Here is a 26,122-nt window from a genome sequence, read left to right as displayed (position 1 = left end):
CTGCGGCGCTTTCCCCGCCCAGACGCTATGTTGCAGCCATGACACCCGCGTCCGATGCTGACCGCTGGCCGGACCCACGGACGCCGCTGGAACGCCTGGCCCACTTCAGCGAGGGTCTGGGCCGGGCTGCCGATCTGCCGGGGCAGCTTCGCCTGACTGCCGACGTGCTGCGCCAGATTCTGGGAAACGTGACCATCACATATTTCACGCCTGGAGCAGACCACTGGCAGCCGGTGACCTGGGACGGTCAGGAGTTTTCGGCGGCGGCCAGCCTTGCGGCGGACCTGCCGCCCCTCACCGGGAGTTCTGACGTGCCCGAACCCGTCTTTTCCGGGGAGCGTGCGCTGTATCCCTTCTCGTGGGAAGGCCAGCCCTGCGGCCTGCTGCATGTGGCGCTGCCTGCCGGGCGCGGCTGGACCGCGGAGGACCGTGCCGTGTTCCGCGCCGTCGGGGGCGCTCTGGTCCTGGCCCTGGGGCGGGACGCCGCGCAGGACCGCCGCCGCACTGCGGGCCGACAGGGAGACGACGAGGCGGCGCTGGACATTTTTGCCGCCTTCACCGAGCGCGCCGCCGCCGAAACCGACGTGCTGGCCCTGAGCCGCGAGGCTTACGCAGTCCTGGACGCGCATTTCAGCGATTACGGCAGCGTGTATTACGAGATTCAGGACGGGCAGTGGAAGGCGCTGACCTGGACCGGTGGGCTGTCCCCCGAGCAGATCGCCATGATCCGTGCCGGATTGCCGCTGGACGCGCCCTCCTTTGCGCGGGCGATGGAAACCCGGCAACCGGTCTTCATCGACGGCTGGGACCCGGCGAGCGAGCAGATCGACAACACCGCAGACTTTGGCCTGGCCTGTATCTACCCGCTGGTGGTGGGCACGCAGGTGCGCGGCATCTTTGCTGTGGGCCTGCGGGTGGGCGAGACGTGGCGGGGCCGTGACCGGGGCCTGATGCGGGCGCTGGGGCGCAGCCTGACGCTGGCGCTGGAGCGTGCCCAGAGCGTGCGGTGGCAGGCCCGCCAGAACGCTGAACTCCAGGCCCGCACCCGCACCCTGGAAGCCTTTGAGGCCCTGTCGCGCGAGCTGAGTCTGGACGCCGATCCTTACCTGCTGGTGCGGCGTGCCCAGGACATCGCGCTGTCGCTGATGCCGCCGGGCTTTGCCCTGTACTACGAACCCGAGGGAGAACTGTTCCGCCTGAAAGCGCAGGCCGGTTCCTTTGGCAACGACGCCCTCCAGCAGGTGGTGGACGCGGGCCTGCCCTACCACACGACCCTCAACCTGCGCCGCCCCTACGAGAGCGGGCAGCCGTATTATCAGGACCACTACGACCCAGGCACCGATCAGCTCGGCGAGCTGGCGGACAGTGTGGGGGCCACCGCCGCCCTGCCGATTATGGTGGCGGGCCGGGTCTGCGGTGTGCTGGCGGTGGGGCTGGATGAAGCCAAGCCCTGGACCGCCACCGAGCGCACGCTGCTCGAAACCATGGCCCGCAGCCTGGGGCTGGCGCTGGACCGGGCTGAGCAGACCCGCCAGTTGCAGGAGGAACGCGCCGCACTCGCCGCCTTCATGGCCCTGACCGAGTCGGTGGGCGGCGAGACCGACGTGCTGTCGCTGATCCGTCAGGCGGCGGCGGTGCTGGCCGAGGCCCACGACGTGGACGTGACCTACTCCGAGCGCGAGGGCGAGCTGTTCAAGATCCGGGTCTGGCCGCCGGGATTTCCAGCAGACCTGCTGGCCGAGACGCAGGCGGGCTACCGCCCCAACGATCCGGGATTCGGGCAGGCCCAGCGCACCCGCCAGAGCGTCTTTATAGAAGATATAGGTGGGCGGCCCGATGGGCGTCCGGGCGTCGCCCTGTACCGCGCCCTGGCCTTTCAGCCGTTCTTTCAGGGCGAGACCATGACCGGCATGCTGATCATGGCCTCGCGCCGCCAGGGGCGCTGGCCCGAGCGCGAGCGTGCGGTGTTCCGGGCGGTGGGCCGCAGCCTGGGGCTGGCCCTGGAGCGCGCCGAGGACGTGCGCTGCCTGGCCCGCAGCAACGCCGAATTGCAGGTGGCGGTGGATGAACTCGAAGCCTTCGCCTACAGCGTGTCGCACGATCTACGGACCCCGGTGCGGCACATCAAGGGCTTCAACGCCCTGCTGCGCGCCCGGATCATGGACTCCACGGACCTCAAGGCCAGCCACTATCTGGGCGTGATCGACGACGCCGCCAGCCGCATGAATACCCTGATCGACGCCATGCTGGACCTGTCGCGCACCACCCGCCACCCGCTGCGGGTAGAAGACGTCGATCTAGCCGAACTAGTGACCTCGGTGCAGGTGGAACTGACCGCCGAGCAGGGCGCGCGGTCCCTGGAATGGCGGGTGGGGCCACTGCCCCTGCTGAGCGCGGACCGGCATCTGCTGCGACAGGTCATGGTCAACCTGCTGTCCAACGCGGTCAAATACACCCGCACCCGTGACCAGGCCGTCATCGAGATCCGGGCCGAGGAGCGTCCCGGCGCCTGGACGGTGCTGGTCCGCGACAACGGCGTGGGCTTCGATCCCCGCTACACAAACCGGCTGTTCGGAGTCTTCCAGCGTCTGCACCACGAGCGCGAGTTCGAGGGCACCGGGGTGGGCCTAGCCAATGTCCGGCGCATCGTGACCCGGCACGGCGGAACGGTGGCCGCACAGACTGAGGAAGGCCAGGGCGCGACGTTCAGCTTTACCCTTCCTCGCTGACGCTGGGCTACCGGCCAGCGCAAAAGGCGGCGCGTGGAGACCGATCTCCACGCGCCGCCTGAACAACCAGAACGCTTACTTAAGCAGTTTCCACTTGCCGTCCACGACCTGCACCATCACGCGGCTGCGGGCGTCCAGGCCCAGATGATCGGTGGCCGACAGGTTAAAGATGCCGTGCGCGCCGATGATGTTGCGCGAGCCTTCCAGGGCGTCACGCAGGGCGCTGCGGAACTCGGCAGTGCCGGGCTGGGCCTTTTTCAGTGCGGTGGGGATGGCCTTTTGCATCAGCAGTCCGGCGTCCCACATGTGCGCGCCGAAGGTCGACACGCTGTCCTTGCCGTATTTGGCCTCGTACAGGTTGACGTAGTTCAGGCCCACTTTCTTGTTGGGGTTGGTGTCGGGCAACTGATCGGCCACCAGCACTGGCCCCGCCGGAAGGATCGCGCCCTCCACGTCCTTGCCGCCCACGCGCAGGAAATCCGCGTTGGCCACACCGTGCGTCTGGTACACCTTGCCCGTGTAGCCCCGGTCCTTGAGGGTTTTTTCCGGCAGCACGGCGGGAACCCCGGACGCGCCGATCAGCACGGCGTCGGGCTTGGCGGCCAGTACCTTCAGCACCTGTCCGGTCACGCTGGTGTCGCTGCGCCCGTAGCGCTCCTCGGCCACCACCTTGATGCCGCGCGCGGCGGCGTTCTTCTTCAGCTCGGCCAGCCAGCCTTCGCCGTAGGCGTCGTTGAAGCCGATGTAGCCCACGGTCTTTATCTTGTTCTGCTGCATGTGCTGGGCAATCGCCGCCGCCATGATCGCGTCGGTCTGCGGGGTCTTGAAGACCCATTTGCGCTTGTCGTCCACCGGCTTGATGATGGCCTCGGAAGCGGCCAGACTGATCATGGGCACCTTGGCCTCAGCCACCACGTCGATCATCGCCAGCGAGGCGGGGGTGGTGGTGGTCCCGATGATCAGGTCCACCTTGTTGTCCTGAATCAGCTTGCGGGCGCTGGTCACGGCGGCGGTGGTGTCGCTGGCGTCGTCCAGGATGGTGTAGACGATCTTCTGCCCGGCAATGGTCTGCGGCAGCAGGGCCACGGTGTTGCGCTCCGGGATGCCCAGGCTGGCGCCCGGGCCGGTGCCCGAGACGATCACGCCCACGCGGATTTCGGCGGCGGCAAGAGAGGTACAGGCGAGCAGGGCAGTCAATAGGATGCGGGTTTTCATGGTGAAACCTCCAGAGAAGGGATGGAACGCGAGTTGTGGACGCCGAAATGCTAGCAGATGGCTGTTCGGATGACCGTGAGGGTGTGCGGAACTTTACTCGTCATGTGACGAGCAACCCCAGCAGGAATCAACCCAGCCCGGCCAGCAGGGTGTTTCCCACGGCCCGCCGAAGTCCCTGAATATCAAAGGTGCTGTGCCGGGTGGGGTGAACGCGGTTGGTCAGCAGCGTCCAGGCCAGGTTGCGTGCCGGATCCACCCACAGCCCCGTTCCTGTGAAGCCAGTGTGCCCGAAGGCCGCCAGGCTGCCCATGCTGCCGCCGCTCCAGCCGGGCTGTGCGGCCACGAAGGCCAGCGTACGCCCTGGCGTCTGAATACGCGTTGCCTGTGTCTGCGCCGCAGCGGACAGCCAGCCGCCGCGCAGCAGCAGTTCGGCCTGATTCAGCACACCATCCAGCGTGCCGAACAGCCCCGCGTGTCCGGCCATCCCGCCCTGCGCCGCCGCATTCTCGTCATGTGTCTCACCGCGCAGCATTCGCCCGCGCCACAGGCAGTGTTCGGTGGCGACACTGTCTTGGGGCGACGGCGAAAAGGTCAGGCCGTCATCCAGCACGAAGTCGCGCAATGGTCTGTCATAGAGCCGCTCCAGCACGCGCCCCAGCAGAATGTACCCCAGATCGGAATACACGACTTCACCCGCCGGTACCATCGGCCACGGCTCCTGCATGAAGCGGGCGCGGATGGTTTCGGCAGTGCCCCAGGTGTACAGCGGCACCCAGGCGGGCAGCCCTGCCGTGTGGGTCAGCAACTGGCGCAGGGTGCGCGTTTTCAGCGGCGTGTCCTGCATCCAGCCCAGTTTGGGGAGGTGCGACCGAACCTCGTCGTCTAAATCGAGTCGGCCCTGCTCGGCGGCCCGGATGACGTTGCGGGCGGTGAACAGCGGTTTGGTCAGGCTGGCGAGATCGAAGACAGAATTCTTTTCCAGCGCGACTTCCTCTGGCTGAAGCTGGGCGTGGCCCAGGATCAGGGTTTCTTTCTTCCCTGCCCCATCGACGACGCCCAGCGCCGCTCCTGGCAACCCACCTGAGTTCACAGCCGTTTCCAGAATCGCGCGCGTTCGCTCAGGAATCATTGCTGCTCCAACGCTGCGCGGGCATGCCCGTTGTGCGCCTCCAGACGGGCCGTGGCCTCGGCGGCACTGACGCCCAGCAGCAGTTTCACGATGGCGATTTTGACGCTGCCACCGCACTCCTTCAGCGCTTCATGCGCCGCCGCCTCACCTGCCCCCGTGGCGTGGCGCACCAGTCGCACGGCGCGGCCCTCCAGTTTGGCATTGGTGGCCCGCACATCCACCATCAGGTTGCCGTAGACCTTGCCCAGCCGGACCATCACGGCGCTGGAAAAGGTGTTCAGGGCGATTTTCTGCGCCGTCCCGGCCTTCAGGCGGGTGCTGCCGCTGATGACTTCCGGGCCGGTGTCCAGCAGCACGGGGCACTCCACCGCTGACAGCAGCGGCGTGCCGGGGTTGTTCGATAACCCGATGGTCAGCGCCCCCACCTGCCGCGCCGCGTCCACTGCGCCCAGCACGTAGGGGGTGGTGCCGCTGGCCGCAATGGCGATCAGGACATCAGTTGGGCCGACGGTGACGGCCTGTACGTCCGCCGCGCCCGACTCCCGGTTATCCTCCGCGCCTTCCACCGCCTCGCGGATGGCCCGATTTCCCCCGGCGATCAGCGGGACGGCCCGCGCCACCGGCCAGGAGAAGGTGGGCGTCAGTTCGGTGGCGTCCAGCACGCCCAGGCGTCCGCTGGTGCCCGCGCCTGCGTAAACCAGCCGCCCGCCGCGTTCCAACCGGGGCAGGGCCGCTCCCACCGCCCGCGCGATGGCCGGGGCTGCGGCACGCACCGCCTCTACTGCACCGGTCTGATCCTCAGCCAGCACGCGCACCAGTTCTGAGATGTCCAGGCGATCCAGATCGGCGTGGTCCGGGTGGACGCCCTCGGTGCGGCGGGCGTCCGGGACAGGGGAATCAGTGGTCATTCGCCGTTCCCATGCAGTTCCATCACGAAGTCGTACCGGTCTCCCCGGTAATGCGCGCGGGCGTATTCCACGGGCCGCCCTCCCCCCGTCCACGACACCCGCTCGGTGGCCAGCAGCGCCGCGCCGGGGGCGATGCCCAGCAGTTCCGACAACTGAAGGTCCGCGCTGACGGCCCGCAGATGCCGGATGGCCCGCACCGGCTGGAGCTTTCTGATGCCCAGCAGGGCGTACAGGCTGGCGTCACTCACGTCTTCCTCGCGCAGTTTGCCTACCAGCGCGGCGGGCAGGGTGCTGTCTTCGACGGCCAGCGCCTCGCCGTCAGAGGTCCGCAAGCGCCGAATCCGGTAGACCTTTTCACCTGTGGAAAGGGCCAGACTCATGGCTTCCTGCGGGCTGGGGCGCGTCAATTCAAAGCCCAGCACCCGCGCCCCTGGCGTTTGCCCGCGTGAACGCACGTCATCCGAGAAGGAACTCAGCAGACCCAATGTGCGGCTGGGCCGTTCCTCGGGGGTGGGCGGCGTGATGAAGGTGCCGCTGCCATGCTTGCGGGTCAGCAGGCCCTGCTGCGCCAGCAACGCCAGCGCCTGACGCACGGTGACGCGCGAAACCTGAAGGTGCGAGGCCAGCTCACGCTCGGCGGGCAGGGCGCTGCCCCGGCGCAGATCGCCGCTGTGGATGCGCTGTTCCAGGCCCTGCGCAACTTGCATGTACACGGGCAGGGCGCTGGCCGAATCCAGCGGAATGGCCCAGGGAGGTGAGGACGGCGACATGTGTCCAGAACATACCACTCCCACACCACCGGGCAAGGGGCTTGCCATTGGCCCCAAAGTGGTACTAAGCTGGGGCCTGAGAACCGCAGTCTGAAGTGCAAGGTTTCTGGCCCCGTTCGGGGCAGAGGCTGCCGCTGTACCATTCGGGTGCGTCCCACAATTCACCCTTCCGCCCCAGACGGGGTTATCCGCACTGCATCCCATCCACACTGTGTCCCAGCCGTCCTACATCCCAGCCCCATTCACTTCTGGAGGTCTCCCATGTCCACCTATTCCCGTTCCCGTTCTGCCCTGGCCCTGATTTCCCTCGCCCTGATCGGCGGCGCACTGGCCGCGCCCAAGAAGGTGGACGGCTACAGTTCGCTGGGCGTCGTTAAAGGCAAGGCGGGCGGCAGCATGACCCTGGCACTGGGCGACGCCCCACAGAGCCTGTTCTACTACGGCGTGATCGACAACAACCTGGGACTGATCTCGCAGCAACTGTTCGACGGTCTGGTGGAATTCAATTACTCCACCTACAAGATCGAACCCGCGCTGGCCGAGAGCTGGACCATCAGCGACGGCGGGAAGGTCTACACCTTCAAACTGCGGCAGGGCGTCAAGTGGAGCGACGGCCAGACCTTCAACGCCGACGACGTGATCTTTACCTACAAGAACATGATCATGAACCCCGAAGCCCGCGCGGGCGACGCCGGGAACTTCAAGCTGGACGGCAAGGACATCACCATTAAAAAGGTGGACGCCAACACCGTGCAGTTCAACCTGCCGCGCGCCGCCCCGGCGTTCCTCTTGCAGCAGCGTTACTTCATCATGCCGCAGCACAAGCTGGTCAAGTTCTCGCAGGACGGCGGGGCCAAGGCCGCCGACATCAACAATGCGTGGCCCACCAATATCGCCCCCGCCGAAGTCGTGGGCACCGGCCCCTTCAAGCTCGCCAGCTACACAGCGGGCCAGAAGGTCAGCCTGGTCAGGAATCCCAACTACTGGAAGGTGGACGCCAGCGGCACACCACTGCCCTACCTGAACGCGCTGGATTTCCTGATCATCCGCGATCCGCAGGCGCAGGTGGCGCAGTTCCTGGCCGGGAATCTGGACCAGCTCAACATCAGCGGCGCGCAGTTCCCGGACCTGAAGTCCAAGGAAGTGGCGGGCGCCCCCTTCAAGGTGATTCGCAGCACGGCGCTGTTCGGCAGCCCGCCTTTCCTGGCCTATAACTTCGACGCCAAGACGCCGGCGCTGTCCAAGTTGTTCGGAGACGCCCGGTTCCGCCGCGCCATGCAGAGTGCGGTGGACCGTGAGCGGATCATCGACACCGTGTACAACGGTCTCGCCACCCTGCCCGGCCACGGCATCGCGCCCATCGACAAGCAGTGGTACGTGAACACCAAAGCGCAACTGGGCAAGTTCGATCTGGCGGCGGCGGGCAAGGCGCTGGACGCCCTGAATGTCAAAGATACCGACGGCAACGGCGTTCGTAACGTGCCCGGCGGCAAGGATCTGGAATTCGACCTGACCTATGGCACCGACAGCTCGGTATATCCCGCGATGGCCACCATCCTGCAAAGCGATTTCAAGAAACTGGGCGTCAAGGTCAACCTCAAGGGCGTGCTAAGCAGCAAACTGCTGTCCACCGGCCTGTCGGGCGATTACGAGGCGATTCTGGCGGCCTTCGGCGATCAGCCTGATCCTGAACTGCGCAAGCCGATCTGGCAGCCGGGCGGCTCGCTGTACTTCTGGCACCGCAGCACCCAGCCGGCCACCGACGGCGCTACGCCCAACCTGGCGAAGATGGCCCCCTGGGAAAAGGAGATCTACGCCATCTTCAACGACGCGGCCACCACCACCGTCGCCAGCCAGCGCAAGGCCCTGTACACCCGCTGGCAACTGCTGTTTGCTCAGAACCTGCCAGTCACCCCGATTGCCAAGCCCGAGAACATCGGCGCGGTCAGCAACAAGTACGGCAACTACATCTACAACCTGGGCGTGATCCCCGGCTACAACCCCGTCCCGCTGATTTTCCAGAAGTAAAGCAGCACTCAGGCAGAGGCGCGGCGCACAGTGGCCAGCGCCCCTGCCATTCCCACACCCTCTGCCCGTCTCTTCCTGACGCCATTTGATACGGATTCCATTTGACCCACCTTCCCCGGAGGATTCATGACATCACGTACTGCTCTGCTGGCCCTCAGCCTCGCCCTGCTGTCCGGCCCCGCCCTGGCCGCCAAAACTATGGGCAATGACCTGGGCAGTCTGGGCGTTGTGCCCGGCAAAGTTGGCGGAACGTACACCCTGCCGCTGAGCGACAGCCCCCAGACCTTCAACTACTACGGCGCGATCGACAACAACACGTACACCGTGCTGAACAATGTCCTGGAAAGTCTGGTGGAGTACAACCTGGCGACATACAAGTTGGAGCCGGGGCTGGCAGAGTCATGGACGACCAGCAAGGACGGCAAGGTGTGGACCTTCAAGATCCGCAAGGGTGTGAAATGGCACGACGGCGTGCCCTTCAGCGCGGACGACGTGGTGTTTTCCTACAACAGCATCATCCTGAACCCCGGCGTGCGCGCCAACCAGATTCCGAACCTGAGTTTCGGCGGGGAACCCGTCAAGGTGGAGAAGGTGGACGCCTCCACCGTCCGCATGACCCTCAAACAGGCGGCGGGGGCCTTTACCCAGCCGCTCCGAACCTTCATCCTGCCCAAGCACGTCTTTGAGAAGATCGATCCCCTGAAAAACCCTGCCGACTACATGAAGATGTGGGGCACGGACAAGTCCACCGAGGTGATCGGCACCGGCCCCTTCAAGTTCGCAGGCTATGTGGCCGGGCAGAAGATCAGCCTGGTGAGGAACCCGGACTATTGGAAGGTGGACGCCAAAGGTACCAAGCTGCCGTACTTGAACCGGCTGGAATACCTGATCATCCGCGACCCACAGGCGCAGGTGGCACAGTTCCTGGCCGGCAATCTGGACCAGGTGAACATCACTGGGGCGCAGTTCCCGGACCTGAAGCAAAAAGAGGTGGCCGGCGCTCCGTTCAAGGTGGTCCGCAGCAAGGCCCTGTTCGGCAGCCCTCCGCACATCGCCTTTAATTTCGATGCCAAGGACCCGGCGCTGGCCAGGGTGTTCCGTGACCTGCGCTTCCGGCAGGCCATGCAGTTCGCGGTCAACCGGCAGCGGATCATCGACGACGTGTTCAACACGGTGGCCACGCTGCCGGGTCACGGCGTGGCGCCCATCAGCGAGTTTTACGTGAACACCAAAGGGGCGCTGGGCAAGTTCGATCTGAAAGCGGCGGGGCAGAAGCTCGATCTGCTGGGCCTCAAGGACACCGACCGCGACGGCATTCGCAACCTGCCGGGTGGCAAGAATCTGGAATTCGACCTGACCTACGCCACCGATAGCACGGTGTATCCGCCCATTGCCACCATCTTCCAGAACGATCTGAAAAGCATCGGCGTGAAGGTCAACCTCAAGGGCCTGCTGGTGGCGAACATGCTGGCAACGGGGCAGGCGGGCAACTACGAGGCGATGCTGTACGCGTTCGGCGATCAGCCGGATCCGCAGCTTCGGCGGGAAATCTGGCAGCCTGGACAGGCCCTGAACTACTGGCACATGTCGGCGCGTGGTGAGGACGGTAAACCGGTCTTCGCCAACATGCAGCCCTGGGAGAAACGGATCTGGGACATCTTCGATCAGGGGGCCACCGTCGTCGACCCGATCAAGCGGCGCGCGCTGTACGGCGAGTGGCAGGCCCTGTTCTCCAAGAACCTGCCGGTGATCATGGTCGCCAAGGCCGACAACCTGGCTGCCGTGAACAACAAGGTGGGCAACTTCATCTACAACCTCGGCCCGATTCCCACCTACAACACCAACACGTTGGTTTACCTGAAGTGAATGGACGGCGGACGTGCCAGAGGCCCCGCGCGCTTTCGGCCTCCGCTCCGCTCGCCCCGCCGCTTCAAGAGAATGGAGTGTCCCAAGTTGCTGCTACTTTGCGTTCCTGACCGCTGCCCTAATCACTGGCCTGCCCCTGCGGCCCACCCACCATGCTGAGCTACGCCCTGCGCCGCATTCTGGGCATGATTCCCACGTTGCTGCTGATCAGTGTGGTGTGCTTTGTCGTCATTCAACTTCAGCCCGGCAGTTTTCTGGACCAGTACCTGGAAGACCCGCGCGTGACCAAGGAAACCGTCGCCACCATCACCCGGCAGCTTGGGCTGGATCAGCCGCTGTGGGTGCAGTACCTGACCTGGATCAAGGGCATCGTGCTGCACGGCGATTTTGGCTACTCGTTTGCCAACGGGCGTCCGGTGGCCGAATTGATCTGGGAGCGGCTGGGCTGGACGGTGTTTCTGGCGGTCCTGACGCTGATCGTGTCGTGGCTGATCGCCATTCCGCTGGGCATTTACACGGCCCTGAACCGCTACGGCATCGGCGCGACGATCACCAATTTCTTGGGCTACATCAGCCTCGCCATTCCCGATTTTCTGGTGGCGCTCCTGCTCATCGCGCTGGTGCTGAGCGCGGGCGGCACCAATGTGGGCGGGTTGTTCAGTCCGCAGTACATCGGTGAGCCGTGGAGCTGGCCCAAGGTGCTGGACCTCCTGAACCACCTGTGGATTCCCATGATCGCCATCGGCTTGGAGGGGGTTGCGGGCCTGATGCGCCAGATGCGCGCCTCGATGCTGGACGTGATCAACCAGGATTACGTGCGGACGGCACGGGCCAAGGGGCTGGCCGGGCGCGCGGTGCTGTGGCGGCACGCGGTTCGCAACGCCATCAACCCGCTGATCAGCCTCGCTGGCCTGAGCCTGCCTACCCTGATCAGCGGCACCATCATCGCGTCCATCGTGCTGAACCTGCCCACCATCGGGCCTTACCTCTATGACAGCCTGCTCAATAAGGACCAATACGTGGCCATGACCTTGCTGCTCTTTAGCGCGCTGTTGCTGCTGATCGGCAACCTGCTCTCGGACCTCGCGCTGGCCTGGGCCGATCCCCGGATCAGGTTCGAATGACGGCGCTTCCTGCAAATACTGTGGTGAAGGGGCCGGAACGTCAAACCCCGCTGGCGCTGGCCCTGCGCCGCTTCCGGCGCAACCGGGTGGGCGTGTGGAGTGCGTGGCTGTTGGCCGCGCTGTACCTGATCGCGCTGCTGGCTGGGTTTCTCTCTCCGTACTCGATTACCGCGCAGCACGCCGATTTCCCCTTTCAGCGTCCACAGACCGTCCACCTCGTCCACGAGGGCAAATTGATGCGCCCCTTTGTTTACGGCGTCAAGAAGACGCGCGATCCGGTGACCTTCCGCTCCACCTTCGCGCCGGACACGTCGTCTCCTAAGCCCATCCTGTTTTTCGTGCGCGGCGAGGATCCGCTGGAATCGCAATACAACTTCCTGGGTGTCTTTAAAAGTCAGTGGCACTTGTTTGGCGTGCAAGACGGCTTCTATTTTCCCCTCGGCACCGACAAGTTCGGGCGTGACCTGTTCTCGCGGATGCTGGTCGGCTCGCAGGTCAGCCTGACGGTAGGTCTGATCGGCATCGTCATCAGCTTCACCATCGGCATCGTGCTGGGCGGGGTCAGCGGCTATTTCGGCGGCTGGGTGGACAACCTGATCCAGCGGGTGGTGGAGGTGCTGCTCTCCTTCCCTCGGCTGCCCATCCTGCTGGCCCTGTCCACCATCATCCCCGCCAGTTGGCCGAGTACCTGGGTGTATCTGGGCATCATTGCGGTGCTGTCGCTGATCGGCTGGGCGGGGCTGGCGCGGGTGGTGCGTGGGCAGGTCATCAGCGCCCGCAACGTGGATTACGTGCAGGCGGCGCGGGCCATCGGCAGCAGTGACCTGCGGGTCATTCTGCGCCACATCATGCCCAACCTGAGTTCGTTTCTGATCGTGACCGCCACGCTGGCGCTGCCTGGTTATATCCTGGGCGAGAGCGCGCTGAGCTTCCTGGGGCTGGGCATTAAGGAGCCGATGACCAGTTGGGGCCTGCTTCTGAAGGACGCGCAGAACTTCGAGACGCTGAACCTGTACCCCTGGCTGCTGCTGCCCGGCGTGATGATTGTGCTGTCGGTGCTGGCCTTCAATTTTATGGGCGACGCCCTGCGGGACGCGGCAGATACCCAGAGCCGCTGAATAAGCTTGACTTCCCCTGAATACCGCGCTATATTCTTTTCATCGCCGCCTGAAAGGGCGGTTTTTTCGTCCCCGCCCGCGCAAGTTGTGTCCATGACTTTTCCCAGTTCAGGAGGCGGTCTGATGGTTGAAGCAGTTGCGGCGCGGCGAATTTCCAGACGCCATACGGGCGTCAACCTCGCGCTGGGCACTCTGGCAGGTTTCACCCTCGTGCAACTGGGCCTGCGGCTGTGGGTGCGGGGCAGCCCCCGGCCCATCCCCTACGGCTGGGCGTGGCTGCTGGAAAACCCGTGGCGACGGCGCTACCGCGATCCTGTCCCGTTGGCCGACGCTTGCGCTTTGCGTCCCACCGATCACGTGCTGGAGGTGGGCTGCGGTTCGGGTCTGTTCACTCCCGCGTTGGCGGGGCGCTGCGGCCACCTGACCGCGCTGGACATTGAGGCCCGTTACCTGGCCCAGACGGCGGCCAAAATCGCCGGACTGCCGAACGTGACGCTTCTGCACGGTGATCTGTCTGCGCTTCCCTGTGAAGCGGGGAGTCTGGACGCCGTGATCCTGATCTCCGTGCTGACCGAATTACCCGCTCCTATCGCCGCCCTGCGCGAATGCGTGCGCGTGCTGCGCCCCGGTGGACGGATCATCGTGGGCGAGGAGTTCTTTGGCCCGGAATACGTGCGGGCCTGTACCGTGGACGCTTGGGCAGGTGCGGCGAGATTACGGCGGGTGGATAGGCTGGGCAACGGCTGGGCTTACCTGCATACCTATGCGCTGGGGTAAGCCTCTGTCATTCCATCCCGGCAGGCAGCCACGCCGGATGGGCGCTCAGGGCAGCAGGCCGTTCGGTGCGGCTTTGTACATCCAGGGTGAGGCCAGCCTCGGCGGCGTCCAGGGTGGTCTGCATCACGTCCAGCACATGGTAGGCCAGTTCGCCGCTGGCCCGGTGGGGCGCGCCGCTGTCGATGGCCTCTAGCATGTCGGCCAGCCCGATACCGCGCGCATTGTCCTGAAAGGGGCGGGTCAGCTCGATGGTCTCCCAGCCGTCACTGCCTGCCGCACGTACCCGCAATGGGCCGCCGAAGGTGTTGGGATCGGGCAGGCTGAGGGTGCCCGCCGTGCCGTAGATCTCGATACGCGGCACCTCGCTGGCCTGCACGTCGAAACTGGCGATGAAGGTGGCGACGGGTCCAGATTCCATCTCTTCCCCACCGAAAGTCAGTTGGGCGGTGACGTGGGTCGGGGTCTGAACGGCGACTTTCTGGCCCTGTCTGGCTCCGCTGCCGATCACGCGCTCCGCGTGCGCCCGGACCGCGCTGCCGCCCACGCGGGTCACGCCGCCCAGCAGGTTGACCAGCGCCGTCAGATAGTACGGTCCCATGTCGAACAGCGGCCCTGCGCCGGGCTGATAAAAGAACTCGGGATCGGGGTGCCATCCCTCCGGCCCGGCCCCCAGCATGAAGGCGGTGGCGGCCACCGGGTGGCCAATCCGGCCCGCGTCCAGCACCTCGCGCGCCGTTTGTAGCCCCGCGCCCAGAAAGGTGTCAGGGGCGCAGCCGACCCGCAAGCCCCGCGTCTGTGCCTCACGCAAAATGGCCTGCCCGTCCTCCCGCGTGATGGCCAGCGGCTTCTCGCTGTAAACGTGTTTGCCCGCGTTCAGGACCGCTAATGACATCGCGGCGTGTGTGGCGGGCGGCGTCAGATTGACAACCGCCACGATCTCCGGGTCTGCCAGCAGTTCGTCCAGCGTGACCGCGCGGCTGCCGTGGGCGCGGGCCTGTGCCTGTGCGCGCGCCGGGTCCAGATCGGTGATGGCGGCCACCCGGAACAGGCCCAGTTCGCGGGCGATCTTCAGGTAGGCGCTGCTGATGTTGCCGGTGCCGATAATGCCGATGCTATGGGTCATGCTGGGAACCTCTTGTGCGCTGGGCTTGTGGGGTGGGCAGGGGTGAATGGGGCGTAGTCTGGCGAGAGAGCCGTACAGTGGGGGTAAGGGACAGCCGAACTGCCCCGATCCTCCTGCTCTTCAGTGCTGCCGCTCTGCCGCCCGATTCTAGCGACAATGCCCACCCCCATTCACTTCCATGAGGTTCCCATGACCCAGCGCGTTTCCGTTGGCCTGCAACTCTATACCCTGCGCGAGCAACTGGCCCAGGATTTTTTTGGCACCCTGGACGCTGTGGCCGCCAGCGGCATCACCGAAGTCGAGCTGGCCGGGGAATACGGTGGTCTGGACGGTCCTGGCCTGCGTGCGGCCCTGACCGAGCGTGGTTTGACCGCCACCGCCGCCCATATCGGCGGCCAGGCCTGGGAGCAGGACACCGCCGGGCAGATCGACTTCATGCATGGCGTCGGCGTGACACGCGCGGTCTATCCCTGGTTCAAGGGCGAGGGCCAGGAGTGGGTGAAGCTGGCTGAGCAGCTCGAGGACTTGTCTCAGAAGCTGGCCGCCGAGGGCATCAGCCTGAGCTACCACAACCATGACCATGAGCTGAGCGAGACGCTGGACGGGCAACCCGTTCTTGATCTGCTGCTGGAGCGCGCTCCCAGCCTGGGGCTGGAGCTGGATACCGCCTGGGTCTACGCGGGCGGCAAAGATCCCGTTGAGTACCTGAAGCGGTACGCGGACCGCACGCCACTGGTGCATCTCAAGGACCTGCGCCGCGACGGTGACGGTTGGCTGACGGTGGAACTGGGCGCGGGCGAGGTGCCGCTGGCGGCCATCCTGGAAGCTGTGCCGCCAGGCGCGACGGTGTTCTACGAGCAGGATCAGGCCGACGGCATGAACAGCGTGAACGCAAGTCTGGAATTTCTGGGTCACCCTGGAAAATAAGGTTCCTGCAAAGGATCAGACCGCCTGATTGCAGTTTCCGGCTCTGCGATCAGGCGGTCTGTATTCAGTTGGTTATTCCAGCGCGCCCTGTCCGGTCAGGTGCCGCCCCACGATCAGGGTGTGGATGTCGTGCGTGCCCTCGTAGGTGTCGACGGTTTCCAGATTGAGCATGTGGCGGATCACTGGGTACTCAGTGGTGATGCCGTTGCCGCCCAGCATCTCGCGGGCCAGCCGCGCACCCTGGAGCGCCACCCGCACGTTGTTGCGCTTGGCGTAGCTGACCTGCGCGAAGTTCATCCGCCCGGCGTCCTTGAGGGTCCCCAGCCGCCACGCCAGCAGCATTCCGGTGCTGTGGTCGGTGGCCATGCGGACCAGTTTGTCCTGCACCAGTTGTCTTGAAGCAATGGGTTTGCCGAAGGTGGTGCGGTCCGACGTGTAATCCAGTGCGGTCTGTAACACCGCTTCCAGCGCGCCCATCGCGCCCCAGGCAATGCCGAAGCGGGCGCTGGTCAGGCAGGACAGCGGGCTCTTGAGGCCCTTGCTGCCGGGCAAAAGGTTCCCCGCCGGAATACGGCAGTCCTCCAGCACGATCTCGCCCGTCACGCTGGCGCGCAGACTCATCTTGCGCTTGATGGTCGGGGCGTGAAAGCCAGGGCTGTCGGTGGGAACGATAAAGCCCCGAATCACGCCCTCGTCGTCCTTGGCCCACACCACGGCCACGTCGGCCTCTGGGCTGTTGGTGATCCACATCTTGTTGCCGTTCAGGACGTACTCGCCCCCGTCCAGGCGTGCCCGCGTCCGCATCGCGCCGGGGTCCGAGCCGCCGTCGGGTTCGGTCAGCCCAAAGCAGCCGATCAGCTCGCCCGAGGCCAGCCCCGGTAGCCATTTCTGCTTTTGCTCGTCGCTGCCGAAGGTCAGGATCGGGTACATGACCAAGCTGCCCTGCACGCTGGCCGCGCTGCGCAGGCCGCTGTCGACCCGCTCCAACTCGTACATCATCGCGCCGTAGCCGCTGTAGCTCAGGCCCGCGCCGCCGTACTCCTCGGGTGTGGTCGGCCCCAGCAGGCCCATCTGGCCAAAGCCGCGCATCACGTCTTTCACGGGCAGGTCGCCGTCGTCCCACCATGCGGCAATGTGGGGCAGCAGTTCGGCGTCGCAGTAGGCGCGCACGCTCTCGCGCACCAGTCGTTCGTCGGGGGTCAGCAGTTCATGGACAGCAAATTCATCGATCATCAAAAACCTCGGTGTAAAGGAGAAATGGGGAATCTGGCGGTGGTCCGGGCATTGTCTCACACGCCGCTGGGACAGGAGGGCAAGCACCGTGCCAGTTAGTGGGCGGGGTTCACGGGAAATTCACCATCTTTTCTGGTGTTTTTTGGTTTTCTGGCGTTTTTTAGCGCGGGGTATGGGCGCTGCCCAGCCTCCGCACCACCGCCAGCACCGTGAAGGCCAGCAGCACCATCACCGCCGACAGCACCAGCGCCGGGGCGAGATCGGATTCCAGCGCGGAATAGATGGCCAGGGTAATGGTCCGCGTCTTGCCCTGGAGTGACCCAGCAAACAGGATGGTGGCCCCGAATTCGCCCAGCGCCCGCGCCCAGGTCAGCACCAGTCCTTCCAGCAGGAACGCGGAGGCCAGCGGCCAGGTGATGTACTGGAAGACCGTCCAGCGGTCTGCGCCATCGGTGCGGGCGGCGTCTTCCACGTCGCGGTCCACCGCCATGAAGCCGGCCTTGGCGGTCCGCAGGTAAAAGGGGGCAGCCACGAACAGTTGCGCCATGACCACCGCCGCGAACGAGAAGGCCACGCTGATGCCCGCCAGTTCCAGCGGCGCACCCAGCAGGCCGTTGCGCCCGAAGGCCAGCAGCAGGCCCACCCCCGCCACCACCGGCGGCAGCACGATGGGCAGGTCCAGCAACGTGTCCAGCGCGGTCTTGCCAGGAAAATCGTAGCGGGCCAGCAGCCACGCCACCGGAGTGCCCAGCAGCACGGTCAGGACCATCGTGCAGGCGGTGGTCAGCAGGCTGATCCGCAGGGCGTCCAGCACCACTGGCCCCAGCAGCGTGGGAAAGAACTGGGCGTTCAGGCCGCGCAGCAGCAGCGCCAGCACCGGCAGCACCAGAAACAGCACCAGCAGCGCGCTCAGCGCCAGTGGAAGGGCGGGGACGCCGCGCAGACCGGACCGGGTGCGCGGACGAACGGGCCTGCGTTCAGGAATGGTGGGCCGACTGGTCAGCGCACATTCCCTGTGGTGCAGACAGGCAAGTCCGCCCTTCCACTGTGGTCATGATGTCTGAAGGTCTGGCGTGTGCTGAATCGCATGGGTCTCCGTGGGTAGATTTGAAACTGAGAAATGCGGGGCAACGGCTACTGCTGAGGCTTGAGAAAGCCCCACTTCTTCAGGATGGTCTGCCCCTCGCCCGACAGCACGAACTTCACGAATGCCTGGGCGGCCTCGGGGCTGGCGGAATTTTTAAGCGTACCGATGGGGTAACTGGCGCTCTGGTTAAAGCGGGTGGGCAGCGTGATCACCCGCACGCTGGGGCGCAGGGCGGGCGTCACGTCCGAGCTGTAGACCACGGCGGCGTCTGCCTCGCCCAGTTGCACCTTCAGAGCCACCTGACGCACGTTGGGTTCCTCGCTGACCACGTTTTTCAGAAACAGCCCCGAGAAGTCCTTGCCGTATGCGCCTGACTTGTCGATGGCGCTGATCATGCGGCGGGTGTAATCGCCGACGGGAACGGCCTTATCGGCAATGACCAGTTTGATGCCCGGTTTGCTCAGGTCCAACAGCGTCTGCACTTTTGCATTGTTCTTCGGCGCGATCACGGCCAGCCGGTTGCTCAGGAACGGCTGACCGCCCGTGACCAGACCGGATTTGACCAGCGGGTCGAACTGCGCGTTGTTGGCGCTGGCGTACACGTCGGCCCGTGCGCCGTTGTCCAGTTGCGTCCTCAACGCCTGTGATCCGGCGAACTGGAAGGTGGTGGTATTCCCGGTTTTCGCGTCGAAGGCTTTACCGATCTCGGCGAAGGCGTCGGTCAGAGAGGCGGCGGCGAAGACGGTCAGGCTGGCCGCGCTGGCGCTGCCCAGGCTCAGGAGGAGGGTGGAGATCAGGAGTCTCGTTTTCATCGTGAACCTCAGGTGAACTGGAATGAATGGAGTGAAAGTCATGCGATGATGCCGCGCGTTTGGCCCACCTGCGCCGCGTCATAACCGCCCAGTGCGGCCAGTTCGAGCAGGAAGGCGGGGCTGCGGGCGGTGTGCAGGAGCGCCCTGATGGCCGGATGGCTCAGATGTTCTTCGGGGACGATTAGATCGAAGTGTTCGTGTTGCAGCGGTACGAAATGCAGTCCCAGCGCCTGCGCGGCCACGCGGGGGCCGGGGGCCACGTCCGCTGCCCCCGCCTGAACCCGCCGGGCAGCCTCCATTGGAGAATCCACCTCGTCCTGATAACCAGGCAACGCCTGACGCCCGGACACACTGAAATTCGCTGCGTCCAGCCAGCCGTCCAGCATCAGTCGGCTGCCTGCGCCGGGATCGCGGTTGATCAGGCGCAGGTTCCCGCCGCGCAGGTCTTCCACCCCCTGAATCCCTCTGGGATTGCCTGCCGCCGTCAGCAAACCCTGTTCCCAGGTCCACAGCGCGATGACATGGACCGGACCACCGAATATCAATCGTCGCACGAAGGGCAGGTTGGATTCTCCGCTCTTGGCATCCCACAGGTGGATGCCTGCCAGATGGGCGTTTCCAGCGGCCAACTCGGTCAGTGCCGCCCCACTGGAGGCTGGGCGCGTGATCACCCGCAGGTCTGGCGCAGTCTGTTCGGTATGCGCGGCCAGCAGGTCGAGTGACGGATCGCAGCCCATCAGAACAGCAGAGCGCGCAGGCAGGTCCAGATTGCCGCTCAGCTCCACCTGGACCTGTTCCACTTCGCGTTCGGCGAACATGCCATCGGCCCGGTGGGTCAGCCCGGCAGAACCTTGCAGCGGGAAGGCCAGCAGGCTCTCCCCCACCCGTGCCAGTTGCACCCGGCTCCCTAAGGGCGCAGTGCCGATCAGGCGTGCCTGAATTGTCCTGGGAGGCAGGCAAAACAAGTCGTCGACCCGGCAGGACAGCGCCTGCGCCAGCCGGAAGGCGACCACGGCACTGGGAGCCGAGGTTCCTGCTTCAATATTGTGTAGCGCCTGACGCGTGATCTCGGCCCGCCGCGCCAGTTCAGTGGGTCCCAGTCCAGCTTCTTTGCGCCGTTGCTGAACAAAGGTTTGCAGCACGCTCGCAGTGACGGACATGATCGGAGCGTAAGTCAAAATTGACGGAACGTCAAGTTAAATTAACCCACGTTGAGGTCTAATGCCAGTCTGATGACAAGACCTGAACAGAGATAAGATTTTTATCGGACAGTATACGATCTAATGGCACCTTCCAACTAAATCCAAACTAAGGGGAAGAATTAGTGAAACCCTATCAAAGCGTCGCTCGATTTATGCCGTAGCCAAGCGCAGGCAACTGCTCAAGCGTAGAAAGACACCATTAGATTCGAAATTCAGATTCTGAAACACACATAAATGCGGGTGCAGACGCCGAAGCACGGCAATTCAAGTCCTTGCAATAGAGAACCTTTACATATATCATCCGATAACCAAGGGGAGGAAATGAATGGTTGACCCAGCCGACGAACGTGCCACGAAACTTGAACAGGCATTTCACACCTTCAATCTGGAACAGATCATCGGAATGTTGCGGGAGGAATTACACCGTCCTATTCCTCAGTTGAGGGCCAATCTGCGTCCCATCTTCGAGGCGGCACAGACGCAGGAAATGAACCTGCTGTTACCACCCGCAGACTTTCACGACTGGCTTCAGACGCCTCTGCGGCAGATCCAGACGGGCGGCGAGGCGCGGGCCAACACCATCCGCGCCCGCTACGCCACCTTAAAACAGCTCTACGATGCCCTGATCGATCTGGGAGTCATGGACAACAATCCGGCGCATGGCTGCCCCCTGCCCCCACCGGAACACAGCCAGGCACCGCTGCCCAGCACCGCCGATATTCAGCGCCTGTTGGCCGAGGCCGGAGGCACAGACGAGGAACTGTTCGCGGCCCTGACACTGATCTACCAGCAGGCTTTCCAGTTGACCGAGTTGCTGGCCCTGCGCTGGAGCGCTCTGGATTTCAGCCGCGCCGAGCTGATGCGCGCCCGTACCATCACGGCGCTGCGTGCTGAAAGCCTCGCTGCCCTTAAGCCCCTGCTCTCCCGCGCAGGCGGACCTCTCCATGCCCCGCAAAAGGCTCAACGTGTCTTCTCCTTCAAGAATGCCGACGATGTGAGACTGCAATTGTGGAAGGTATGTCAGGCAGCCAACCTCACCCCCACCATCGGGCCGCGTGAGCTGCGGCTTGCCTCACTCCGTGACTTTCCACAGGCCCCGCCCGGCTCCGGGTTCAGTAACCCACAGGCCTATGAGCGGGCGCTGCGGCACGCCACCACCCTGACCGAACTGAAGCGGAGCAAGTAAAGCGCCGCCCCAGCATTGACAGGGGCGGCACGACTCAAAATTGGGGTTTACTTGTAGTAGCCGTTCAGGATCTTCTGCTCGTCGGTAGCAGCCTGCTTGATGGCGTCGGCGGGCTTGGCTCCCTTCAGCAGCACCATGTTGATGGCGTCCACCCAGGCTTTGCGCTGTCCGGCCTCATCCACGAACAGGGTGGAATGCGCAAAGGGCAACGATCCCACGAAAGCCCCGAACACCGGGTCCTTGCGCAGGGCCGGATCACCTGAGAGCTTGCGGCTGGCCGGAATTTCCCCCACATTTTCCAGCCAGGTGCGCTGGGTCTGCTCGCTGGTCAGGAATTTCAGGAACTTCACCGATGCGTCGAGCTTGTCACCCTTGGCGTTCTTGGTGATGCCGTTGACCCAGTACGAACCGAAATTGCTCCGAACCTCCGGGTTGGCCTTGAACACGGGCATCGGGATGACGCCCCAGTCGAACTTGGCTCCGCTCTTGATGGTACCGACGGCGAACGAGCCGTCGATGATCATGCCCACCTTGCCCGCAATGAAGGCGTCGCGGTAGCTGTTGTTGCCGGGGAAGAAGTTGGGCACGCCCAGTTTGTATTTGGTGGCCAGTTCCGTGTAGAAGGTCATGGCCTTGGCACCCGCCGCATTGTCATAGGTGGCGGTCTTGCCGTCCTTGCTGTAGGGCTGGCCGCCGAACTGACGCACCAGCACTTCACGGACCATGTGGTAATCCTGCCCGTCGGGCTGGATGCCGAAGCCCAGCGTGGTAAAGCGCGGCGGCGCGCCCTTGGCGATCTTTTCCCCGGCGGCAATAAAGTCCTCCCAGGTCCGGGGCGGCGTGATGCGGGCCGCCTTAAAGAGGTCTTTGTTGTAAAACACTGCCAGCGTCCGCACTGAGGTCGGCAGGGTGTAGTACTTGCCCCCGATCTTGCTGGTCTGCACCATCGGCACGAAATCGCTCTCGATCTTGGCGATGGGAAAGTCCTTGGTGGGAAGTGGCTGGAGGTAGCCCGCGTCCACATACTGGGGCAGCCAGCCGTAATACAGGTTGACCACGTCCGGTCCCTGCCCGGCGGGAACGCTGGAGGCGACCTTCTGGCTGTAGGCGTCGTAAGGGAAGGTTTCCTGCTTGATCTTGATGTCGGGGTTGGCGGCCTCAAATTTCTTGATCAGATCGTTCATGGTGCTGACCTTGCTGGCATAGTCGTATTGCCAGTAGGTCAGCGTGACCGGAGCAGCGGAGGCCGAGGCGAGCGAGAGGCCGAGGGCCAGCATGAGCAGTTTTTTCATTTTGATCTCCTTGAGCGCCAGTTCGGAAGACGCTCTTCGTATAGGTGGAGGGATGTGAGGAATGCTTGAGAATTCAGACTATACGCTGGAACAACACAGCGAAAGCGAACTCCAGCCCATTGTGGACCGGTGGGTATTCGCTTCGGAATAACTTCAGCAGGCAAACCAGAAAACCAGGCCTCGTCTCACCAGCACTGCCGCCCAACCCCTATGCTCTGGATATGCCTGCACGTCCCCTGATCGGCCTGACCACCTCGCACATTTCGGACGCCGCACCACGCAGCCACAGCGGTCTGGCCCGGCAATATGCCGCAGCGGTAGAGGCGGTGGGCGGCCTCCCCGTCCTGCTGCCGAACCTGCCTGAACTGGCCGCAGATTATGCCGCGCAGATGGACGCCGTGCTGCTCAGCGGCGGTGTGGACGTGCATCCCCGGCACTTCGGACAGCAGCCCCGGCGCGGTCTGGGCGAGGTGGACGAAATGCGTGACGCCTTTGAAACGGCGCTGTACCGCGCGGCCCGCAGCCTGGGCAAACCCGTGCTGGGCATCTGCCGGGGCATTCAGATGATCAACGTGCTGGAAGGCGGGACGCTGCATCAGCATCTGCCCGACGTGCCGGGAGCCTGGGCCGATCATGCCCAGCGCGTGCATGCCGATACGCTGGGCCACGAAGTGACATTTACGCCGGGCAGTCGGCTGGCGCAGACACATGGGGAGCGGGCAGCACTCAATTCCTCGCACCATCAGGCGATTGATACGGTTGCGCCCACGCTGACCGTCGCCGCTCTGGCCCCCGACGGCATCATCGAGGCGGTGGAAGGTGACGGCGTGATCGGCGTGCAGTGGCACCCGGAGGTGCTGTTCCAGGCCCACCCACACGCGCTGGGGACATTCACAGCGTTCATGCGTCTGCTGGATTAACCGCCCTACCGCCAGCTTCTGAGGTCCGGCGGCAGATGCGCCACCTCGTTGAAGGAATCCAGGCTCAGGCGTCCGTTGCCGAACGTGAAGCGGGTGAAGCTGCCGTTGCGGACGCGCCAGTTCAGCTTCAGGGCTGCCGCGTCCGGGGCGTCCAGGCTCAAAGCCACCATCAGGCCGATCACCCCGCCGCTGGTGAAGGCCAGCACAGTGGAACCGGAGGGGAGGCGCGTCAGGTCTGCCAGTACAGCGTGAACCCGTGAACGGAAGGCCGCCCAATCCTCGACATCGGCGTGCGTGACCCTTCTTTCCTGCCACGCCTCCGCCAGTTCTTCGAGCATGGGTTGAAAGGCGCGGTTGCGGTCCGGGGCGTCCCGGCGTTCCTGGAAGCGCTGAACGGAGGTGGCAAACCCCTCATCCTGCGCGGCCAGCAGCGGCGCGAGATGATGGATCAGACCGTCACCATCGTACTCGGCCAGACGGGGATCTTCTGCCGCATTGGGCCAGGACCGGGGTGAATCAGGGTCAGAAAAGTGGGCGGCCCCGGCAGCAATCTCCGCTGTCCGCCGCTGCCTGACCAGCGGGCCGTGAACAACGTGCGTCGGCGTCACTTCCTCCCGGGTCAGCGCCAGCCCCACCGCACGGGCCTGCTGCTCGCCCAGTTCGGAAAGGCGGTCCGTCTCCTTCTCGAACGGCGTCGCCTGCCCATGGCGAATCAGGATCAGTTCACTCATGGCCAGTCACTTCTGAATACAGGGAAACCTCTCCCCCATCTCCCACCGAATCCACCGAGATTCTGCGCCATGCCTCCCCAATCAGCCACTGTGCCTGTTCAGCCAGGGGAGCAAAACGCGGGTCCGTAGTCTGCCCAAGGCGGTATCGGGCGAAAATCTGGATGACGATCACCGCCAGCTTGAAATGTCCCAGCACCTCGTACCAGCGAATCACGTTGCTCGTCACATGACGGGCAGATTGCTGGGCGTAGCGAGCGATGAATTCCTCGCGGCTCAGGAAGCCGGGAAAATTAGCCCCGATCTCGTTGATGTCGCGGCCCGGCTGTTCGGGCATGGTCCAGTACGTCAGCGTTAACCCCAAGTCCACCAGCGGATCGCCCACGGTGGTCATTTCCCAGTCCAGCAGCGCCACCACGCGTGAGGGGTCCGCTGGGTCCAGCATCAGGTTGTCCAGCTTGAAATCGTTGTGGACCAGCGTGTGCGCAGACTCTTCAGGCGTGTGCGCTTCCAGCCACGCGATCACCAATTCGTCGCGCAGTTCAGCGGGTGGTGGCAGGTCTCCCGAATCTTTCAGCAACTCCCGCGCCCGTCGCCAGCGTCCGGCCCAGCCGCCCACCTGCCGGGCATTGAAACCTTCCGGCTTGCCGATGGAACGCAGGCCCGCCACATCGATATCCACCGCATGCAGGCGGGCCAGCGTGTCGGCCACCGCCTCCGACATCTGCCGGGGAGCGTCGGGCATTCCGGCATATTCGGGCGGCATTTTCGTCCGCACCACCAGCCCGCGCCGCCGTTCCATCAGATAAAAGGGCGAACCCATGACCTCCACATCCTCGACCAGAAAGAGCGGTTCGGGGGCGACGGCGAAAGCGGGATGGATTTTTTCGAGCAGGTAAAACTCGCGGGCCATGTCGTGTGCGCCCTTTGCCACTGGCCCCAGCGGCGCGCGGCGCAGGACGTATTCCACCTCTCCCAGCTTCAGCAGATAGGTCAGATTGGAAAAGCCGCCAGGGAATTGCGTGACTTCCAGCGCGCCCAGATCGCCCCTGACCTTGCCGCGCAAGACATTGCGTAGCGTATCCAGCGGCAGCTCCTCACCCGGCCTGACCGATGATGTTTCGGGACGGGTCAAGGATGACCCTCGGTGCGCGGGGCGTCGCCCTCCTTAAATGCCGGTTCACCTGAGAGCAGCGCCATCGCCTTCTTGCGCAGGTGGCGCATCTTGCTGAGCCACTCGCCGTAATTGCCCGCCTTGTTCTGGAAGGACTTGAGGGTGGTTTCATGCGTGGTGATGAGAAAGCCGTCGGCCTGCAAGACTTTCAGGGTGGCTTCCACCAGCACGTCGGTGGTCACGGCGGTCTGTTGCAGGATCGGCGCGTTCTGGATCATGGGCGTCCAGACGCCCTCGGGGCACAGGCAGGCCACCTTGATGCCCCGGTCCCCGTAGGTGATGGCCAGCCACTCGGCAAAGGCCAGCGCGGCGTGCTTGGTCACGGCGTAGGGCGCGGAGTGCAGTTCGGTGAGCAGGCCCGCCGCCGACGCGGTGTTCAGCAGGTAGCCCTCGCCGCGCTCCAGCATGTGCGGCAGCAGGTGGCGGGCGGCCCAGACGTGGGACATCACGTTGACGCGGTGGATCAGGTCCCACACCTTGTCGGGCGTCTCCGGCCCCTCACCCACCGCAATTCCGGCGTTGGAGCAGAACAGGTCAATCTGGCCTTCCTTGCCCAGCACGTCGTCGATCAACGCTTTGATGTCCGCTTCCTGCCCCACATCGGCGGCCACGAAACGCGCGCCGATCTCCTGCGCTTTCTGTGCGCCTATTTCCGCATTCCGGTCAGAGGCGATCACGGTTGCGCCTTCCTGAACAAAGCGGGTGGCAAGGGCGAGGCCGATGCCCGAGGCGGAGCCGGTGATGACGACGATCTTGTTTTTAAGTTCCATGTGG

Annotated in this window: 22 protein-coding genes; 9 read left to right on the top strand and 13 right to left on the bottom strand. The window is 64.5% G+C overall.

All coding sequences use genetic code 11. The annotated features are described in order from the left end of the window. Positions 1–38 precede the first annotated feature (38 nt). On the top strand, positions 39–2,729 hold the full coding sequence (locus DAAJ005_RS01150; RefSeq protein ID WP_151845498.1) for a GAF domain-containing protein: 2,691 nt from the start codon (positions 39–41) through the stop codon (positions 2,727–2,729). 75 nt (positions 2,730–2,804) lie between these two features. On the opposite strand, the gene DAAJ005_RS01145 is transcribed toward DAAJ005_RS01150, so the two are convergent. The 4 genes from DAAJ005_RS01145 to DAAJ005_RS01130 form a co-directional block, all read right to left on the bottom strand. Beyond that, positions 2,805–3,944 (bottom strand): ABC transporter substrate-binding protein, encoded by a 1,140-nt coding sequence (locus DAAJ005_RS01145; RefSeq protein ID WP_151845497.1) that lies wholly within the window; start codon positions 3,942–3,944, stop codon positions 2,805–2,807. 127 nt (positions 3,945–4,071) lie between these two features. Next, positions 4,072–5,073, bottom strand: coding sequence for a serine hydrolase (locus DAAJ005_RS01140; RefSeq protein WP_151845496.1), 1,002 nt, complete (start codon positions 5,071–5,073; stop codon positions 4,072–4,074). Then, positions 5,070–5,981, bottom strand: coding sequence for an N-acetylmuramic acid 6-phosphate etherase (murQ, locus tag DAAJ005_RS01135; protein WP_151845495.1), 912 nt, complete (start codon positions 5,979–5,981; stop codon positions 5,070–5,072). Before murQ ends, DAAJ005_RS01140 begins: the two co-directional genes overlap by 4 nt. Next, on the bottom strand, positions 5,978–6,751 hold the full coding sequence (locus DAAJ005_RS01130; RefSeq protein ID WP_151845494.1) for a GntR family transcriptional regulator: 774 nt from the start codon (positions 6,749–6,751) through the stop codon (positions 5,978–5,980). Before DAAJ005_RS01130 ends, murQ begins: the two co-directional genes overlap by 4 nt. 261 nt (positions 6,752–7,012) lie before the next feature. Between DAAJ005_RS01130 and DAAJ005_RS01125 the strand changes: the two genes are divergently transcribed. From DAAJ005_RS01125 to DAAJ005_RS01105, 5 genes are all read left to right on the top strand, one after another. After that, positions 7,013–8,779 carry an ABC transporter substrate-binding protein gene (locus DAAJ005_RS01125; protein WP_151845493.1) on the top strand — a complete coding sequence of 589 codons (1,767 nt, stop codon included), beginning with the start codon at positions 7,013–7,015 and terminating at the stop codon, positions 8,777–8,779. A gap of 126 nt (positions 8,780–8,905) precedes the next feature. Beyond that, the gene (locus DAAJ005_RS01120; protein WP_151845492.1) at positions 8,906–10,645 is read left to right on the top strand and encodes an ABC transporter substrate-binding protein; all 1,740 of its coding nucleotides are present in this window, start codon (positions 8,906–8,908) and stop codon (positions 10,643–10,645) included. Positions 10,646–10,797: 152 nt separating this feature from the next. Further along, entirely contained in the window at positions 10,798–11,769 is a 972-nt protein-coding gene (locus tag DAAJ005_RS01115) for an ABC transporter permease (RefSeq protein WP_151845491.1), read from the top strand. Further along, positions 11,766–12,887, top strand: coding sequence for an ABC transporter permease (locus tag DAAJ005_RS01110; protein ID WP_151845490.1), 1,122 nt, complete (start codon positions 11,766–11,768; stop codon positions 12,885–12,887). Before DAAJ005_RS01115 ends, DAAJ005_RS01110 begins: the two co-directional genes overlap by 4 nt. A gap of 123 nt (positions 12,888–13,010) precedes the next feature. Beyond that, on the top strand, positions 13,011–13,664 hold the full coding sequence (locus DAAJ005_RS01105; RefSeq protein WP_192930716.1) for a class I SAM-dependent methyltransferase: 654 nt from the start codon (positions 13,011–13,013) through the stop codon (positions 13,662–13,664). Between the two features lie 7 nt (positions 13,665–13,671). On the opposite strand, the gene DAAJ005_RS01100 is transcribed toward DAAJ005_RS01105, so the two are convergent. Then, positions 13,672–14,787 carry a Gfo/Idh/MocA family protein gene (locus tag DAAJ005_RS01100; protein WP_151845488.1) on the bottom strand — a complete coding sequence of 372 codons (1,116 nt, stop codon included), beginning with the start codon at positions 14,785–14,787 and terminating at the stop codon, positions 13,672–13,674. Between the two features lie 189 nt (positions 14,788–14,976). On the opposite strand from DAAJ005_RS01100, the gene DAAJ005_RS01095 reads away from it, so the two are divergent. Beyond that, a complete protein-coding gene (locus DAAJ005_RS01095; RefSeq protein ID WP_192930715.1) occupies positions 14,977–15,714 on the top strand; it encodes a sugar phosphate isomerase/epimerase in 738 nt (245 codons plus the stop codon). A 72-nt stretch (positions 15,715–15,786) separates the two neighbouring features. Here the strand turns inward: DAAJ005_RS01095 and DAAJ005_RS01090 are convergent, their stop codons facing one another. The 4 genes from DAAJ005_RS01090 to DAAJ005_RS01075 form a co-directional block, all read right to left on the bottom strand. After that, entirely contained in the window at positions 15,787–16,947 is a 1,161-nt protein-coding gene (locus DAAJ005_RS01090) for an acyl-CoA dehydrogenase family protein (RefSeq protein WP_151845486.1), read from the bottom strand. Between the two features lie 160 nt (positions 16,948–17,107). Further along, the gene (locus tag DAAJ005_RS01085; RefSeq protein WP_151845485.1) at positions 17,108–17,848 is read right to left on the bottom strand and encodes an ABC transporter permease; all 741 of its coding nucleotides are present in this window, start codon (positions 17,846–17,848) and stop codon (positions 17,108–17,110) included. A gap of 233 nt (positions 17,849–18,081) precedes the next feature. After that, positions 18,082–18,846, bottom strand: coding sequence for a molybdate ABC transporter substrate-binding protein (modA, locus tag DAAJ005_RS01080; RefSeq protein WP_151845484.1), 765 nt, complete (start codon positions 18,844–18,846; stop codon positions 18,082–18,084). 38 nt (positions 18,847–18,884) lie between these two features. Then, positions 18,885–20,006 carry a substrate-binding domain-containing protein gene (locus DAAJ005_RS01075; protein WP_151845483.1) on the bottom strand — a complete coding sequence of 374 codons (1,122 nt, stop codon included), beginning with the start codon at positions 20,004–20,006 and terminating at the stop codon, positions 18,885–18,887. Positions 20,007–20,373: 367 nt separating this feature from the next. On the opposite strand from DAAJ005_RS01075, the gene DAAJ005_RS01070 reads away from it, so the two are divergent. Further along, complete coding sequence (locus DAAJ005_RS01070) at positions 20,374–21,234, top strand: hypothetical protein (RefSeq protein WP_151845482.1); 861 nt, start codon at positions 20,374–20,376, stop codon at positions 21,232–21,234. Between the two features lie 47 nt (positions 21,235–21,281). Here DAAJ005_RS01070 and DAAJ005_RS01065 read toward each other — a convergent pair whose 3' ends face one another. Next, positions 21,282–22,526: an extracellular solute-binding protein gene (locus DAAJ005_RS01065; RefSeq protein WP_151845481.1), complete on the bottom strand. Its 1,245-nt coding sequence runs from the start codon at positions 22,524–22,526 to the stop codon at positions 21,282–21,284. Between the two features lie 221 nt (positions 22,527–22,747). Here DAAJ005_RS01065 and DAAJ005_RS01060 point away from each other — a divergent pair, with 221 nt between their 5' ends. Next, positions 22,748–23,446: a gamma-glutamyl-gamma-aminobutyrate hydrolase family protein gene (locus DAAJ005_RS01060; protein WP_151845480.1), complete on the top strand. Its 699-nt coding sequence runs from the start codon at positions 22,748–22,750 to the stop codon at positions 23,444–23,446. Positions 23,447–23,451: 5 nt separating this feature from the next. Here DAAJ005_RS01060 and DAAJ005_RS01055 read toward each other — a convergent pair whose 3' ends face one another. Genes DAAJ005_RS01055 through DAAJ005_RS01045 form a run of 3 tightly spaced genes read right to left on the bottom strand, consistent with a single transcriptional unit; the run spans position 23,452 to position 26,118 of the window. Beyond that, the gene (locus DAAJ005_RS01055; protein ID WP_151845479.1) at positions 23,452–24,177 is read right to left on the bottom strand and encodes a histidine phosphatase family protein; all 726 of its coding nucleotides are present in this window, start codon (positions 24,175–24,177) and stop codon (positions 23,452–23,454) included. Further along, positions 24,170–25,309, bottom strand: coding sequence for a phosphotransferase family protein (locus DAAJ005_RS01050; protein WP_151845478.1), 1,140 nt, complete (start codon positions 25,307–25,309; stop codon positions 24,170–24,172). Before DAAJ005_RS01050 ends, DAAJ005_RS01055 begins: the two co-directional genes overlap by 8 nt. Beyond that, positions 25,306–26,118 carry an SDR family oxidoreductase gene (locus DAAJ005_RS01045; RefSeq protein ID WP_151845477.1) on the bottom strand — a complete coding sequence of 271 codons (813 nt, stop codon included), beginning with the start codon at positions 26,116–26,118 and terminating at the stop codon, positions 25,306–25,308. Before DAAJ005_RS01045 ends, DAAJ005_RS01050 begins: the two co-directional genes overlap by 4 nt. Between the last annotated feature and the right edge of the window lie 4 nt (positions 26,119–26,122).

This window comes from Deinococcus sp. AJ005 (assembly GCF_009017495.1).
Classification (GTDB): domain Bacteria; phylum Deinococcota; class Deinococci; order Deinococcales; family Deinococcaceae; genus Deinococcus.
The sequence above is the reverse complement of the archived record's forward strand: the minus strand, read 5'-3'. Positions and strand labels throughout refer to the sequence as shown.